This window comes from Cellulomonas sp. McL0606, assembly GCF_058248365.1.
In genome coordinates this window covers 4046133-4061095 of record NZ_CM177779.1, presented here as the reverse complement: position 1 = coordinate 4061095, position 14963 = coordinate 4046133, and the positions used below count along the sequence as shown (strand labels likewise).

Below are 14963 nucleotides of genomic sequence, written 5' to 3'. Positions count from 1 at the left end.
CCCCTCCGGTGCGAGGGGCTTTTTCGTACCCGGACCCCGTTGATCCTCGGTGACGAAGGAGCAGGACCCGTGCACGAGATCGAGAGCAGATGGCAAGCCGCCTGGGAGCGGTTGTTCGAGGCCGAGGACGACGGCAGCAGGCCCCGGCGGTACCTGCTCACGATGTTCCCGTACCCGTCGGGCGACCTGCACATGGGCCATGCCGAGGTGTTCGCGCTGGCCGACGTGGTCGCCCGCTACTGGCGGCTGAAGGGGTTCGACGTGCTGTTCCCGATCGGGTGGGACTCGTTCGGGCTGCCCGCGGAGAACGCCGCCCGCAAGCGCGGTGAGCACCCGGCGACGTTCACCTACGACAACATCGAGACGCAGGCGCGGTCGCTGCGCCGGTACGGCGTCTCGTTCGACTGGTCGCGGCGGCTGCACACGTCCGACCCCGAGTACCTGCGCTGGACCCAGTGGTTGTTCCTCACCATGCACGAACGCGGGCTGGCCTACCGCGCCCCGGGCGTCGTGAACTGGTGCCCGCAGGACGCCACGGTGCTGGCCAACGAGCAGGTGGTGGACGGCCGGTGCGAGCGGTGCGGGTCGGCCGTCGAGGCGCGCGAGCTGACCCAGTGGTACCTGCGGATCACGGACTACGCGGACCGGCTGGTCGACGACATGGCGTCGCTGGAGGGTGTGTGGCCCGAGCACGTGCTGACCATGCAGCGGAACTGGATCGGGCGCTCCACCGGCGACGACGGCTCGACCACCTACCGGTTGCACGACTGGCTGGTCTCGCGGCAGCGGTCCTGGGGTACCCCGATCCCGATCGTGCACTGCCCGGGCTGCGGCGAGGTCCCGGTGCCGCTCGACCAGCTGCCGGTGCTGCTGCCCTGGGGCGAGCCCGTCGCGCCGGTGCCGTGCCCTCGCTGCGGCGGTCCGGCCCGGCGCGAGACCGACACCCTGGACACCTTCGTCGACTCGTCCTGGTACTTCCTGCGCTACTGCTCACCCGGTCGCGACGACGTCCCGTTCGACGTCGAGGACGTGCGGCGCTGGATGCCCGCCACCCGGTACGTCGGCGGCGTCGAGCACGCGATCCTGCACCTGCTGTACAGCCGGTTCGTCACCAAGGTCCTGCACGACGCCGGGCTGGTGGACGCCGTCGAGCCGTTCGCGTCGCTGCTGAACCAGGGGCAGGTGCTCAACGGCGGCAAGGCGATGAGCAAGTCGCTGGGCAACGGCGTGGCCCTGGGCGAGCAGCTGGACCGGTACGGGGTCGACGCGGTCCGCCTGACCATGGTCTTCGCCGGACCGCCCGAGGACGACATCGACTGGGCCGACCTGTCGCCGGCCAGGATGCGGCGGTTCCTGGCGCGGGCGCTGCGGCTGGCGCGGGACGTGCGGCCCGGGCCGGCCGACGAGGCCCTGCGGCGCACGACGCACCGGACGGTGCACGACTGCGAGGAGCTGCTGGAGGCGTCACGGTTCAACGTGGTGGTGGCACGCGTGATGGAGCTCGTCTCGGCGGCTCGCCGGGCGATCGACCGGGGCTCGGACGCTCGGGAGGCCGTCGAGGTGGTCGCCGTCCTGCTGAGCCTGGTTGCGCCGTACACCGCCGAGGAGATGTGGGAGGCGCTCGGCCACGAGCCGTCGGTCGCATCGGCGAGGTGGCCCGTGGTGGACCCGGCGATGCTGGTCGACGAGACCGTGGAGGCCGTCGTCCAGGTGGACGGCAAGGTCCGCGACCGCCTCGAGGTGCCGACGACGGTCACCGCGGACGAGCTGGTGGCGTGGGCCGTGGCCCGACCCGCGGTCGCGCGCGCGATCGGCTCGCGCACGGTGAGCCGCACGGTCGCGCGTCCGCCCCGTCTGGTGAATGTCGTGACGGATCCGGGTGGCGGTGAGGAACGATGAGCCCCGTGATGACACCGTTCGCCCTGGAGGGTCGCCACGTGCGGCTCGAGCCCCTGACCCTCGACCACGTGGACGCGCTCGCTGCGGCCGGAGCCGGAGAGCGCGGAAGCTTCGTGTACACGTGGGTGCCGGACGGGCGGGGCGACGCCGAGTCCTACGTGCGTGGCGGGCTCGACCAGCCGCGGTCCGTGCCGTTCGCGGTGCGCCGGCTCATCGACGACGCGATCGTCGGCAGCACGCGCTTCCTGGACCTCGACGTGTTCACGGCGCCGTCGCCGTGGCCCCCGGGCGTGCCCGGCATCGAACCGACCGACGAGCGGCCGCCGTCCGTCGCCGAGATCGGGAGCACCTGGTACGCGGCGAGCGCGCAGCGGACCGCGGTCAACACCGAGACCAAGCTCCTGCTCCTCACGCACGCGTTCGAGGTCTGGCGGGTGCTGCGCGTGACCCTCAAGACGGATGCGCGCAACGCGGCGTCGCGGGCCGCGATCGAGCGGGTGGGCGGCAAGCTTCGAGGGTGTCCGGCGGGCGCACACGATGGCGACCGACGGGACGGTGCGCGACACGGCGTACTTCTCGATCGTCGCGGCGGAGTGGTTCGGGGTCCGCGCCGGCCTGGTGGCCCGGCTCGGGTCCTAGGCGGTCATGGCGTCGCGACGGGAGTCGAGGAACGCGCGTTCGGCGGCGTTCTCGGTGAGCGAGGACGCACGGGCGTACTCCGCGGCGGCCTCGTCGCGACGGGACAGCCTCCGCAGGAAGTCGGCGCGCACGGCGTGGAAGAGCGCGAACCTGTCCAACGGCAGGTCGTCGACGAGGGCGAGGCCCGCGGCGGGTCCGTCGACCTCCGCGACCGCGACCGCCCGGTTCAGCGCGACGACCGGGCTGGGCGCGACCGCGAGCAGCTGGTCGTAGAGCGCCACCACCTGCCACCACGGCGTCTCCCCGGCCGTCGGGGCCGACGCGTGCACGGCCTGGATGGCGGCCTGCAGCTGGTACGGACCCGGCTGGTTGCGGCGCAGGGACTCGCGGACGAGCCCCAGACCCTCGGCGATCATCGCCCGGTCCCACAGGGCACGGTCCTGGTCGGCGAGCAGGACGAGGGTGGGCCGGGCGGCGCGCCGCGCGTCGACCAGGAGCATCAGCGCGAGCAGGCCGGCGGCCTCGGGCTCGTCGGGCATGAGCTCGACCAGCAGCCGACCCAGCCGGACGGCCTCGGTGCACAGGTCGTCGCGCACCAGCGACGGTCCGCTGGAGGCGTGGTGGCCCTCGGTGAAGACGAGGTACACCACCGCGAGCACGGCGCGGAGCCGGTCGGGCAGGTCGGGGTCGGACGGCACGCGGTAGGGGATGCGCGCGTCCCGGATCTTGCCCTTCGCCCGCACGAGCCGCTGCTGCATCGTCGGCACGGGCACGAGGAACGCGTGCGCGATCTCCTCGGTGCTCAGGCCGCCGACCATCCGCAGCGTCAGCGCCACCTGCGCCTCCGGCGAGAGCGCCGGGTGGCAGCAGGTGAACAGGAGGCGGAGCTGGTCGTCACGCACCGGACCCACCTCCACGTGCTCCTGGGCGAACAGCAGCGCGGCCTGGGCGTGCCGGTCGTGACGCGACGCCTCCCGCCGCAGCCGGTCGATGGCCTTGCGCCGCGCCGTGGTGACGATCCAGCCGGCCGGGCTCGGCGGCAGGCCCTCGGCCGGCCAGTGCTCTACGGCTGCGACGAACGCGTCCTGGACCGCCTCCTCGGCGACGTCCAGCGACCCGAAGGACCGGGCCAGCACCGCGACGGCGCGGCCGTGCTCCGTGCGGAACACGGCCGCGATCTCGTCGTCGGAGATCCTCACTCGCGGAACGGTCGCACCTCGATGGGCAGCGTCGTGGCCACGGCCAGCTTGCCGCCCCACGACATCGCCTCGTCCAGGTCGTCGACGTCGACGATGGTGAAGCCGCCGAGGTGCTCCTTGCCCTCGACGTAGGGGCCGTCTGTGGTGAGCACCTCGCCGTCCTTCGAGCGCAGCACGGTCGCCGTGCTCGGGTTGTGCAGGCCGCCGGCGAACACCCAGACCCCGGCGTCCCGCATGTCCTGGTCGACCACACCGACCGCTCGCATGATCGGGTCCAGGAACTCGGGTCCGGGCATCGGGCCGTCGGGCTCGATCACGCTCAGCAGGTAGTGGCTCATGGTGTCCTCCTCGGGGTCACGTCGCCGGCCGTCGGCCAGCGTCTCACCCTCCGTACGAACGGGGAACGGCTCGATCGACAGACCTACGCCGGCGGGATCCGGTCGAACGTGTCGGGGTTCGGGCCGGTGCGTTCGTCCCGGTTCAGGCCGTCGATGTCGGCCAGGTCCTCGTCGCTGAGCGCGAAGTCGAACAGCTCGAAGTTCTCCTGGACGCGGGCGCGGGTCACAGACTTGGGGAACACGACGTGACCCCGCTGCACGTGCCAGCGCAGCGTGACCTGGGCGGGCGACCGGCCGTGGGTGCGCGCTACCCGCTCGATCGTCGGGTCGTCCAGCACCTTGCCCTGCGCGATCGGCGACCACGCCTCGACGGCGATCCCGTGCTCGCGGCCGTACTGCGTCAGCTCGCCCTGCGTCAGGTAGGGGTGGACCTCGATCTGGTTCACGGCGGGCACGATCGTGGTCTCGGCCTCCAGGCGTCGCAGGTGCGCCGGCTGGAAGTTGGAGACGCCGATCGCCTTGGCCCGGCCCGAGCCGTAGATGTCCTCGAGCGCCTTCCAGGTGTCGACGAAGTTGCTGAGCATGGCCAGCGGCCAGTGGATCAGGAACAGGTCCACGTGGTCGGTGCCCAGGCGGTCCAAGGACCGTTCGAACGCCTCGAGCGCGGCGTCCGGGGCGTGCGCCGCGTTGTTCAGCTTGGTGGTGACGAACACATCCCCACGGTCCAGCCCGGACTCGGTCAGCGCCTCGCCGACCCCCTGCTCGTTGCGGTAGCTCGGGCCGTGTCGATGTGCCGGTAGCCCACGTCGAACGCCTGCAGGACCGCGTCCTTCGTCTCCTCCGGCGGGATCTGGAAGACGCCGAAGCCCAGCTGCGGGATCTCGGCGCCGTTGTTGAGCGTGAGTCGTGGAACGGTGGTCATGTCGTCCATTCGACATCCCACGTGCACGGGGTGCCGCTCGAATCCCACGGACCGGACGACGGGCGCCTGTCGGTGGGCGGTGGGAAGGTCGAAGGATGCTGAGCCACCCACTGTCCGCTCGCGTGCTCGGTCCGGTCCTGTGGCCGGGCGAGGAGGGGTTCGCCGACGAGGTCCTCGCCCACAACCGGGCGGTCGTGCACACGCCCGAGCTCGTCGTCGGCGCCACGAGCACGCAGGACGTCGTCGAGGCCGTCCGCTGGGCCGGGATGCAGGGTCTCCCGCTGACCGTGCTGGCCACGGGTCACGGCGCCCGGACCCCGGTCGCCTGCGGCGTCATCGTCACCACCCGTCGGATCACGGGCGTGCGCGTGGACCCGGACAGCCGGACCGCGACGATCGGCGCCGGCTCGGCCTGGACGGACGTCGTGCCCGCGGCCGACGCGGCGGGGCTGACACCCGTCGCCGGGTCGTCCACGCACGTCGGCGTGGTCGGGTACCTGCTGGGTGGGGGCCTCGGGCCGCTCGCGCGCAGCCACGGGTTCAGCTCGGACCAGATCGAGTCGCTGACCGTCGTGACCGGGACGGGGGAGGTGGTCGAGGCGAGCGCCGACGAGCACCCGGACCTCTTCTGGGCGCTCCGGGGAGGCCGCGCCGGGCTCGGCGTGGTGACCCAGGTCCGCCTGCGGCTCGTCTCGGTGCCCGAGCTGTACGCCGGGTCGCTGTTCTTCGACACCGACCACGTGCCGACGGTGCTGCGCGAGTGGCTCGCGTGGACGCAGGTCGCGGACGAGGTCACCACCACCAGCGCGGCGATCGTCCGGTTCCCCCCGTTCGACACGGTCCCGGCGCCGCTGCGCGGACGCACCGCCCTGTCGCTGCGGTTCGCGCGCCCGGGCGATGCGCGCACCGGGGCGCTCGTCGCGGAACCGTTGCGCGGGCTGGCCCCCGTGCTCCTCGACGGGCTCGGCGTCCTGCCGGTGGCGCAGGCCGAACGGATCCACAACGACCCGACCGACCCCGCCCCGAGCTGGGTGCGCGGCCTGATGCTGTCGCGGTCCGACGACCAGCTGGCGACCACCGTCCTCGCGCACGGGGGTCCGGCGGTCGACCACCCTTTTCTGTCCGTCGAGCTGCGGCACGTCGCCGGCGCGACGGGTCGCGACGTGCCGGGCGGCTCGGCGGTCGCGGGTCGCGGTGCCGCGTTCACGTTCGGCGTGCTCGGCATCGACCCGGCGGCGTTCGAGACGGTGCTCCCCGCGGCGGCCGAGTCGACGTTCCGGGCATTGCGGCCGTGGGCGTCCGAGGAGCTCAACCCCAACTTCTCCGGGGCCGGACCGGCGCGCTGGAGCGTGGCGACGACCGACCGACTCGGCGAGACCCGGCGCCGGTACGACCCGGCGGGAGTGTTCTCCCTGGTCTGAGGCCGTGGGGAGGCGGCGTGCAGGGCGTCCCGGTCCGCGGAATTGGCTCACCCGCTCACGGCACCCTCTGCGAGGCTGTGGCGGCGCCGCACGCGCAGGCACATGACGAGAGGGTCGGATGACGTTCGCAGGGGAGCGAGGCAGGGCGCCGCACGGCAGGGCAGTGCGAGGCGTGGCACTGCAAGGCATGGCGCTGCAAGGCATGGCACTGCAAGGCATGGCACTGCAAGGCATGGCACTGCAAGGCTGGACACGCCGAGGTGTCGCCGGTGCGTTGGCTGCGGTCGTCGGGGTGACGCTGCTCGCGGCGTGCACGTCCGACCCGCCCGGTCCGGAGGCCGCCAGCAAGGCGCTCGCCGCGGCGCTGGCGTCGGGGAAGTTCGGGTCCGCGCCGCTGGCCTCGACGGATGCGAGCACGGCGGCGACCCAGTGGGCGGCGGCCTACAAGGGCCTGGACCCGTGGACGCCGACCGTCGCCGTCGAGTCCAGCACGGTCGACCCGAAGGCGAAGGACTCCGCGACGGCCGTCCTGAAGTTCACCTGGGACGTGGACGCCAGCGACAAGGACTGGACCTACCAGACGCGCGCCAAGCTCACCCGCGGCAAGGACGACACCTGGCGGGCCGCCTGGTCGCCGGCGCTCCTGGCGCCCGACCTCGCCGCGGCCGAGGTGCTGCAGGTCAGGCGCACGCCCGCCGACCGCGCAGGCGTGCTCGGCGCCGGCGGCACGCCGATCGTCGAGCCGCGCCCCGTGAACCGCGTCGGTGTCGACAAGACCCACGTCACGGACCCCGCTCAGCAGGCCGCCTCCGCGCAGGCGCTCGCCACGGCGGTCGGCATCGATCCCGTTGCGTACGCGGCGAAGGTCGCGGCCGCTGGACCGAAGGCGTTCGTCGAGGCGATCGTGCTGCGCGACGGCGACCCGTCGTACGACATGGCCGCGCTGCGCGCGATCGCCGGCGTCCGTGCCATCGCCGACTCCCTGCCGCTCGCGCCCAGCCGATCGTTCGCGCGGCCGATCCTCGGCGCGGTCGGCGACGCGACCGCGGAGATCGTCCAGCAGTCCGACGGTGCCATCAAGGCCGGCGACCTCACCGGCCTGTCCGGGCTGCAGCGGCAGTTCGACGCACAGCGCGCGGGATCCCTGGCCTGACGATCGAGGCGTCGTCGACCGACGGTTCCGCGGTCCGTGACCTGTTCGACCAGGCGGCGGTCCCGGGCACGCCACTGCAGACCACGCTCGACATCACGCTCCAGCAGGCCGCCGAGAACGTGCTGGTGGGCGTCACGCCGGCCAGCGCGATCGTCGCCATCCGCCCCTCGACCGGTGACGTCCTGGCCGCGGCCAGCGGCGCGGGTGGGGCGGGGATGTCGACGGCGACGCTCGGCCAGTTCGCCCCGGGGTCGACGTTCAAGGTGGCCACCACGCTCGCCCTCCTGCGTTCCGGGCTCACGCCGGACTCGACGGTCACGTGCCCGACGAGCGTCACGGTCGACGGTCGCGAGTTCGACAACTTCCCGGGCTACCCGGCCGGCAAGCTCGGCAGCGTCCCTCTGCGCACGGCGTTCGCCAACTCGTGCAACACCGCGTTCATCTCGTCGCGGGACTCGGCGACCCAGGACGCCCTCATCGACGCGGCCGGCTCGCTCGGGCTCACCCCGACCGCGAGCCTCGGGTTCCCCGCGTTCCTCGGCGCGGTGCCGGGCGACTCCGACGGGACCGGCCATGCCGCCTCGATGATCGGGCAGGGTCGCGTGCTCGCCTCCCCGCTCGGGATGGCGACGGTGGCGGCGTCGGTGGCCAAGGGGTCGACCGTGGTCCCGCGCCTTGTCGTGCTGCCCGAGGGCACCGCGACGCCGAGGGCGACGGACGACCCGACCGCGCAGGCAACGCCGGCCGACCGCCCCGCCGTGCCGCTGACGGCCGACGAGGCGGCGACGCTCAAGTCGCTCATGCGCAGCGTCGTCACCGAGGGCGGCGCCACGTTCCTGCAGGACGTGCCGGGCGGCGAGGTGGATGCCAAGACGGGAACCGCGCAGTTCGGCGACGCGGGCAACCTGCAGAACCACGTGTGGATGATCGCGATCCAGGGTGACCTGGCGGTCGCGGTGTTCGTCGACGTCGGCGACTTCGGCTCGACCACGGCGGGCCCGCTGCTCGAGTCGTTCCTGCGGGCGGCGCAACCGCAGGGGTAAACAGCTCGTGCGTCTCGACACAATGGCGGGGTGCTCCTCACCCTGACCTCGACCTCGACACCGAACGTGCCCTCCGCGACGGACCTCGGGTTCCTGCTGCACAAGCACCCCGACCGCGCGCAGACGTTCGAGCTGTCGGTGGGTCGGGCGCACGTGTTCTACCCGGAGGCGTCGGACGACCGCTGCACCGCGGCGCTCCTGGTGGAGGTCGACCCGGTCGACCTCGTGCGCGGGCGGCGGTCCGGCGGGGCGCTGACCGACTACGTGAACGACCGGCCGTACGCGGCCAGCTCGCTGCTCGCGGTGGCGATCGGACGCGTGTTCCGCACGGCGATGAGTGGCACCTGCGCGGTGCGACCGGACCTCGAGGGCGTCGTGATGCCGCTCGAGGTGCGCGTGCCGGCCGTCCCGGAGCCGGGCATGGTCGCCCGCCTGTTCGGGCCGCTCGGCTGGTCCGTCGAGGTGGACGTGCCGCTCCTCGACCCGGAGGTCCCGTCGTGGGGGCGGGCGCCGTACGGCGACGTTCGGCTGACCGGCGTCCTGACCGTCGCCGAGGCCCTGCGGCACCTCTACGTCCTGCTGCCGGCGCTCGACGGCGGCAAGCACTACTTCGTGGGTCCCGACGAGGTCGACAAGATCGTCCGGGCGGCCGGCGAGTGGCTCGGTGGCCACCCGGAGCGGGACTGGATCCTGCGCCGGACCCTGGCCCACCGGCGCGAGTACGTCGCGGACGCGGTGGCGTTGCTGGCCGAGCTGGACGGGGTGGTCGCCGACGCCGGGCCAGTCAACGTCGCAGTCGTCGCAGATGTGGGTCGACCGCTCGCGGCGGAACGTCGCGACGCCGTCCTGGTCGAGCTGCTGCGCTCGGGTGCCCGGTCGGTCGTCGACGTCGGGTGCGGCGAGGGAGCACTGCTGCGCGCGCTGCTGGCGGACCCGACGTTCACGCGGGTGGTCGGTGCCGACGTGTCGGTCGCGGCGCTGCAGCGGGCGGCGGTCGGTCTCGACCGGCTGCCGGACTCGGTCCGGGCCCGGCTGACGCTGATGCAGTCGTCCGTGACCTACCGCGACGACCGTCTCGCCGGTGCCGACGCGATCGTGCTCATGGAGGTGGTCGAGCACGTCGACCTGGACCGGCTGCCGGCGCTCGAGCAGACGGTGTTCGGAGCGGCGCGGCCGCGAACCGTCGTCGTGACCACCCCGAACGCGGAGCACAACGTGCGCTACCCGCACCTGCACGCCGGGGGTCTGCGGCACGCCGACCACCGGTTCGAGTGGACGCGTTCGGATCTGGCGGACTGGGCGTCGCGCGTCGGCTCGGAGTACGGCTACACGTCCCGGACCGCCCCGGTGGGTCCGGTCGACGACGAGGTCGGGCCGCCGACCCAGCTCGTCGTCTTCACGGCGCGGGATGCCGCATGACCGCCCTCGAGATCCCGGAGCTGTCGCTGGTGGCGCTCGTCGGGGCGTCAGGGTCGGGCAAGTCGACGTTCGCGCGCGAGCGGTTCGGCCCGTACGAGGTGGTGTCCAGCGACGTCTGCCGTGCCATGGTGAGCGACGACGAGACGGACCAGGACGCCACCAAGGACGCGTTCGAGCTGCTCGGGGTCATCGTCGGCAAGCGCTTGGCGCGGGGACGCCTGACCGTGGTGGACGCGACGAACGCGCAGCGGGACGCGCGCAAGCACGTGGTCGAGCTGGCACGCGCCCACGACGTGCTGCCGGTCGCGATCGTGCTGGACCTGCCCGAGCGGGTGTGCCTGGAGCGCAACGCGGGCCGCGGCGAGCGGATGCTCCCGGCGCGCGTGGTGAAGCGCCAGGCCGACCTGGTGCACCGGGCCGTCCGTGGTCTGCAGCGCGAGGGCTTCCGGCAGGTGCACGTGCTGCGCACGCCGGAGGAGGTCGACGCCGCGGTGCTGAGCCGGGTTCCGCTGCGCAACGACCTGCGTCGGCTGCACGGCCCGTTCGACGTGATCGGCGACGTGCACGGCTGCCGGTCGGAAGCTCGAGTCGCTGCTCGGGCTGCTGGGGTACGTGCTGGTGCGCGACGCCGAAGGCCGGCCGGTCGACGCGGTGCACCCGGACGGGCGGACCGTGGTGTTCCTCGGGGACCTGGTGGACCGCGGGCCGGACTCGCCGGGCGTCCTGCGCCTGGCGATGGGGATGCACACCGCGGGCCACGCGCTCGTGGTGCCGGGGAACCACGAGAACAAGCTTCGTGCGCGCGCTGGACGGTCGGTCCGTGACGGTGAGCCACGGGCTGGAGACGACGCTCGCGCAGTGTCGTCGGAACCGGCCGAGCTGACCGCGACGGTCCGCGCCTGGCTCGACGCGCTGGTCAGCCACCTCGTGCTCGACGACGGTCGGCTGGTGGTCGCGCACGCCGGGCTCAAGGAGGCGTACCACGGCCGCACCTCGGGCCGGGTGCGCAGCTTCGCGCTCTACGGCGACACCACCGGCGAGACCGACGAGTACGGGCTGCCGGTCCGCCTGCCGTGGGCCGACGACTACCGCGGCTCGGCGATGGTCCTGTACGGGCACACGCCGACGCCGGTCCCGCAGTGGACCAACAACACGATGTGCCTGGACACCGGGTGCGTGTTCGGGGGCCACCTGACCGCGCTGCGCTACCCGACGAAGGAGCTGGTGCAGGTTCCGGCCGAGCGCGTCTGGTACGAGCCGGTCAAGCCGTTCCAGGTGGGACCGGCCCGCGCGGACGATGTGCTGGACATCCGCGACGTGCTCGGGCGACGGGCGGTGGAGACCCGGCACCACGGGCGCATCACGATCGACGAGCAGAACGCCGCAGCCGCCCTGGAGGTGATGAGCCGGTACGCCCAGCATCCGCGCTGGGTGCCGTACCTCCCGCCGACCATGGCGCCCGTGGCCACGTCGTCGCTGCCGGGGATCCTCGAGCACCCGGCGGAGGCGTTCTCGGCGTACCTCGCGGCCGGGGTCTCGCACGTGATCTGCGAGGAGAAGCACATGGGCTCGCGGGCCTGCGTGCTCGTGTGTCGCGACGAGGAGACGGCGACCCGACGGTTCGGCGCACCGGCGGGCGAGAGCGGTTCGGTGTGGACGCGGACCGGGCGCGCGTTCTTCGACCGTCCCCTGACCGAGGAGCTCCTGGGGCGCCTGCGCGCCGCCGTGACCGCCGCCGGGCTCTGGGACAAGCTGGGCACGGACTGGCTCGTGCTCGACGGCGAGCTGCTGCCGTGGTCGCTCAAGGCCGGCCCGCTGCTGCGCGAGCAGTACGCGGCGACCGGTGCGGCCGCGTCCTTGATGCTGCCCGCTGCCCTGGACGCCCTGTCGCTGGCAGCGGCGCGCGGCATCGAGGTCGGAGCGCTCGCCGATCGCACCGGTGCTCGTCACGAGGACGCCGAGCTGTACCGCGACGCGTACCGCCGGTACGTCTGGCCGACCGACGGGCTCGACGGCGTGCAGCTCGCGCCGTTCCAGGTGCTCGCCTCCGAAGGGTCCACGTGGAACCACCGGGACCACGCCTGGCACCTGGCGCTCGCGGACCGGCTGGTCGCCGCGGATCTGGCACTGCTGCGCACCACGCGTCGGCTGGAGGTGGATGCGGCCGACGGCGCGGCCGGGATCGCGTGGTGGGAGGAGCTCACGGCTGCGGGCGGCGAGGGGATGGTGGTCAAGCCGTTCGACAACCTGGTGCACGGACCCCGGGGGCTGGTGCAGCCGGGTCTCAAGGTGCGTGGACGCGAGTACCTGCGGATCATCTACGGGCCGGACTACCTGCGCCACCTCGACCGTCTCTCGGTGCGCTCGCTCGGCCGGAAGCGAGGCCTGGCGCTGCGCGAGTACGCGCTGGGCCTGGAGTCGCTGGACCGGTTGGCGGCCGGGGAGCCGCTGTGGCGGGTGCACGAGCCGGTGTTCGCGGTGCTGGCCCTGGAGAGCGAACCGGTGGACCCACGGCTGTGAGGAGACCGGTGTGTGAGAACGTCGTCCCTTGTGAGCGACGACGACACACGAACCCAGTACGAGCGCATGGTCGCCGGTGACTGGTACGAGGCCACGCCCGACCTGGTGACCATGACCGACGAGGCCCAGGAGCGGGCACACCTGTACGCGGACGCGTTCCGGGTGGACGCCGACGCGGCCCAGGTCGAGCTGCGCGCGCTGCTGGGCTCGCTCGGCGACGACACGATGATCCGCCCGCCGCTGTACGTCGACTACGGCGTGCACATCCACATCGGCGCGCGGACGTTCGTCAACTTCGGCCTGGTGGCGCTGGACGTGGCCCCGATCCATATCGGCGACGACGTGCTGCTGGGTCCGAACGTCCAGCTGCTCACGCCCGTGCACCCGGTCGAGCCGGCCGCGCGCAGCGCCAAGCTCGAGTCCGCCAAGCCGATCACGATCGGCAACAACGTCTGGCTCGGTGGCGGCGTCATCGTGTGCCCGGGCGTGACGATCGGTGACAACACGGTCGTCGGCGCCGGGTCGGTGGTCACCAAGGACCTGCCGGCGAACGTCGTCGCGGTGGGCAACCCCGCGCGCGTGGTCAAGGAGGTCTAGGTGAGCGTCGGCGTCCTGCTCCCCAGGGATCTGCCGGTCGAGCAGCTGGTCTCGTACGCCCGCAAGGCCGAGGCGCTCGGGTTCGCCGAGATCTGGGTGGTCGAGGACCTGCCGTTCCGCGGTGGGATCGCGCAGGCCGCCGTGGTCCTGGCGAGCACCGACCGGATCCGGGTGGGCGTCGGCATCCTGCCCGCGGCGGTCCGCAACCCGGCCTTCGCGGCCATGGAGGCGTCCACGCTCGCCGCGCTGTACCCCGGGCGGCTCGTGCTGGGTGTCGGGCACGGGATGCCGGGCTGGATTTCGCAGGTCGGCGCGTGGCCTGACAGCCCGTTGACCCTGCTGGAGGAGCACCTCAGCGCGGTCCGGGCCCTGCTCCACGGTGACCGGGTGACGCTCGACGGTCGCTATGTACATCTCGACGGTGTTCAGCTGTACGCACCGCCGGCCGAACCGCCGCCGGTCCTCGCGGGCGTGCGTGGGCCGCGGTCGCTCGCCCTCGCGGGCCGGGTCGCGGACGGTGTCGTCCTGGCCGAACCGGTCACGCCCGAGTACCTGGCGATGGTCGCCCGGAGCGTCGGCCGACCGGTTCCCGTCGTCGCCTACTGCGTGGCCGCGGTCGACCAGGATGCCGACGCGGCCCGCGACCGGGTCCGGCTCGCCCTCGACTGGATCGGCGAGCCCGACTGGGAGCCGCACATCGCGCCGCTGCCCTTCGCCGACGAGTTCCGCGCGCTGCGTGCGGCGTCGGGCAGCCGCGCCGAGTTCCTCCGGCGGATGCCCGCCGCCTGGGTGGACCAGCTGGCCGTCGTCGGGACCCCGGACGGGGCGCGCCGTCGCCTGGCCGAGCTGCACGCCGCCGGCGTGACCTGCGCGGTCCTCATCCCGGCCGGCCCCGACGCCTTCGGCGAGCTGGACGGGCTAGCGTCGCTCGTATGAGTCGAGTGGTGGTCACCGGTGGCAGCGGCAAGCTCGGGCGTGCGGTCGTCACGCACCTGGCCGAGCAGGGGTACGACGTGGTCAACGTGGACGCCGTGCCGCCGCCCGCGGGTCAGGCGGCGCTGTTCACCCGGGTCGACCTCACCGACCTGGGACAGGTGACCGAGGCGCTCACGGGCATCGACGACCGCTACGACGGCGTCGACGCGGTGGTGCACCTCGCGGCGATCCCCGCACCGGGGCTGCGCACCAGCGGAGCGACCTTCGCCAACAACGTGCCGAGCACGCACAACGTCTTCTCCGCCGCGAGGCGGGCGGGCATCCGCAACGTCGTCTGGGCCTCGAGCGAGACCGTGCTCGGCCTGCCGTTCGAGACGCCTCCGCCGTACGCCCCCGTCGACGAGGAGTACGCGGTCCGGCCGGAGAGCACCTACTCCCTCGGCAAGGCGGTCGAGGAGGAGATGGCCCGCCACTTTGCGCGCTGGGACCCTACGACGAAGCTCATCGGGCTGCGGTTCTCGAACGTCATGGACGTCGAGGACTACGCCGAGTTCCCGTCGTTCGAGGACGACCCGCGCCGTCGGATCTGGAACCTGTGGAGCTACATCGACGCCCGCGACGGCGCCCTCGCGGTGCAGCGGGCGCTGGAGAGCGAGCTCACGGGGTTCGAGGCGTTCATCGTCGCGTCCCCGGACTCCGTCATGACCACGCCGTCGGCCGACCTGCTCGCGCGGTACTTCCCGGACGTGCCCCTCGAGCGACCGGTCAGCGGCACCGAGACGCTGCTGTCCATCGACAAGGCCCGCCGGCTGCTGGGCTACGACCCGACGCACACCTGGCGGGACCACGTCTGAGCCGCGCTACGCCCGAGCCGCAC

General features: G+C 73.1%; 12 protein-coding genes and 3 pseudogenes. 12 read left to right on the top strand and 3 right to left on the bottom strand.

The features are described from left to right. Positions 1–78: 78 nt before the first annotated feature. The 3 genes and pseudogenes from AC38ZX_RS20820 to AC38ZX_RS20810 all read left to right on the top strand — a co-directional run bounded on the left by AC38ZX_RS20820 (position 79) and on the right by AC38ZX_RS20810 (position 2538). Positions 79–1899, top strand: a complete 1821-nt coding sequence (locus AC38ZX_RS20820) for a class I tRNA ligase family protein (protein ID WP_491297513.1) — start codon at positions 79–81, stop codon at positions 1897–1899. Continuing rightward, positions 1896–2345, top strand: a pseudogene (locus AC38ZX_RS20815) (GNAT family N-acetyltransferase); the annotation flags it as partial. The gene AC38ZX_RS20820 and the pseudogene AC38ZX_RS20815, both read left to right, overlap by 4 nt. Positions 2346–2358: 13 nt before the next feature. Continuing rightward, on the top strand, positions 2359–2538 hold the full coding sequence (locus tag AC38ZX_RS20810; protein ID WP_491295750.1) for a hypothetical protein: 180 nt from the start codon (positions 2359–2361) through the stop codon (positions 2536–2538). Here the strand turns inward: AC38ZX_RS20810 and AC38ZX_RS20805 are convergent. The 3 genes and pseudogenes from AC38ZX_RS20805 to AC38ZX_RS20795 all read right to left on the bottom strand — a co-directional run bounded on the left by AC38ZX_RS20805 (position 2535) and on the right by AC38ZX_RS20795 (position 4997). Then, positions 2535–3737, bottom strand: coding sequence for an RNA polymerase sigma factor (locus AC38ZX_RS20805; protein WP_491295749.1), 1203 nt, complete (start codon positions 3735–3737; stop codon positions 2535–2537). The genes AC38ZX_RS20810 and AC38ZX_RS20805 overlap by 4 nt on opposite strands. Further along, a complete protein-coding gene (locus AC38ZX_RS20800) occupies positions 3734–4075 on the bottom strand; it encodes a YciI family protein (RefSeq protein ID WP_426593669.1) in 342 nt (113 codons plus the stop codon). Before AC38ZX_RS20800 ends, AC38ZX_RS20805 begins: the two co-directional genes overlap by 4 nt. 83 nt (positions 4076–4158) lie before the next feature. Next, positions 4159–4997, bottom strand: a pseudogene (locus tag AC38ZX_RS20795) (aldo/keto reductase). Between the two features lie 95 nt (positions 4998–5092). Between AC38ZX_RS20795 and AC38ZX_RS20790 the strand changes: the two are divergent. From AC38ZX_RS20790 to AC38ZX_RS20750, 9 genes and pseudogenes are all read left to right on the top strand, one after another. After that, positions 5093–6418, top strand: a complete 1326-nt coding sequence (locus AC38ZX_RS20790; RefSeq protein ID WP_491295748.1) for an FAD-binding oxidoreductase — start codon at positions 5093–5095, stop codon at positions 6416–6418. A gap of 232 nt (positions 6419–6650) precedes the next feature. Beyond that, positions 6651–7571, top strand: coding sequence for an NTF2-like N-terminal transpeptidase domain-containing protein (locus AC38ZX_RS20785; protein ID WP_491295747.1), 921 nt, complete (start codon positions 6651–6653; stop codon positions 7569–7571). A gap of 125 nt (positions 7572–7696) precedes the next feature. Next, complete coding sequence (locus AC38ZX_RS20780; protein WP_491295746.1) at positions 7697–8614, top strand: penicillin-binding transpeptidase domain-containing protein; 918 nt, start codon at positions 7697–7699, stop codon at positions 8612–8614. Positions 8615–8644: 30 nt separating this feature from the next. Further along, positions 8645–10033 (top strand): 3' terminal RNA ribose 2'-O-methyltransferase Hen1, encoded by a 1389-nt coding sequence (locus AC38ZX_RS20775; protein ID WP_491295745.1) that lies wholly within the window; start codon positions 8645–8647, stop codon positions 10031–10033. After that, positions 10030–10377: pseudogene (locus tag AC38ZX_RS20770) on the top strand (AAA family ATPase); the annotation flags it as partial. The gene AC38ZX_RS20775 and the pseudogene AC38ZX_RS20770, both read left to right, overlap by 4 nt. Before the next feature lie 268 nt (positions 10378–10645). Continuing rightward, positions 10646–12553 carry a polynucleotide kinase-phosphatase gene (locus AC38ZX_RS20765; protein WP_491295744.1) on the top strand — a complete coding sequence of 636 codons (1908 nt, stop codon included), beginning with the start codon at positions 10646–10648 and terminating at the stop codon, positions 12551–12553. Positions 12554–12583: 30 nt separating this feature from the next. Continuing rightward, positions 12584–13150 carry a sugar O-acetyltransferase gene (locus tag AC38ZX_RS20760; RefSeq protein ID WP_491295743.1) on the top strand — a complete coding sequence of 189 codons (567 nt, stop codon included), beginning with the start codon at positions 12584–12586 and terminating at the stop codon, positions 13148–13150. Beyond that, positions 13151–14086, top strand: a complete 936-nt coding sequence (locus AC38ZX_RS20755) for an LLM class flavin-dependent oxidoreductase (protein WP_491295742.1) — start codon at positions 13151–13153, stop codon at positions 14084–14086. After that, positions 14083–14940, top strand: a complete 858-nt coding sequence (locus AC38ZX_RS20750) for an NAD-dependent epimerase/dehydratase family protein (RefSeq protein ID WP_491295741.1) — start codon at positions 14083–14085, stop codon at positions 14938–14940. Before AC38ZX_RS20755 ends, AC38ZX_RS20750 begins: the two co-directional genes overlap by 4 nt. Positions 14941–14963: the final 23 nt, after the last annotated feature.

Excerpts from the sequence above, each read along its gene's own strand:
- AC38ZX_RS20810 (WP_491295750.1), top strand. The coding sequence starts at position 2,359 with ATGCGCGCAACGCGGCGTCGCGGGCCGCGATCGAGCGGGTGGGCGGCA.
- AC38ZX_RS20800 (WP_426593669.1), bottom strand. The coding sequence starts at position 4,075 with ATGAGCCACTACCTGCTGAGCGTGATCGAGCCCGACGGCCCGATGCCC.
- AC38ZX_RS20790 (WP_491295748.1), top strand. The coding sequence starts at position 5,093 with ATGCTGAGCCACCCACTGTCCGCTCGCGTGCTCGGTCCGGTCCTGTGG.
- AC38ZX_RS20785 (WP_491295747.1), top strand. The coding sequence starts at position 6,651 with ATGGCACTGCAAGGCTGGACACGCCGAGGTGTCGCCGGTGCGTTGGCT.
- AC38ZX_RS20750 (WP_491295741.1), top strand. The coding sequence starts at position 14,083 with ATGAGTCGAGTGGTGGTCACCGGTGGCAGCGGCAAGCTCGGGCGTGCG.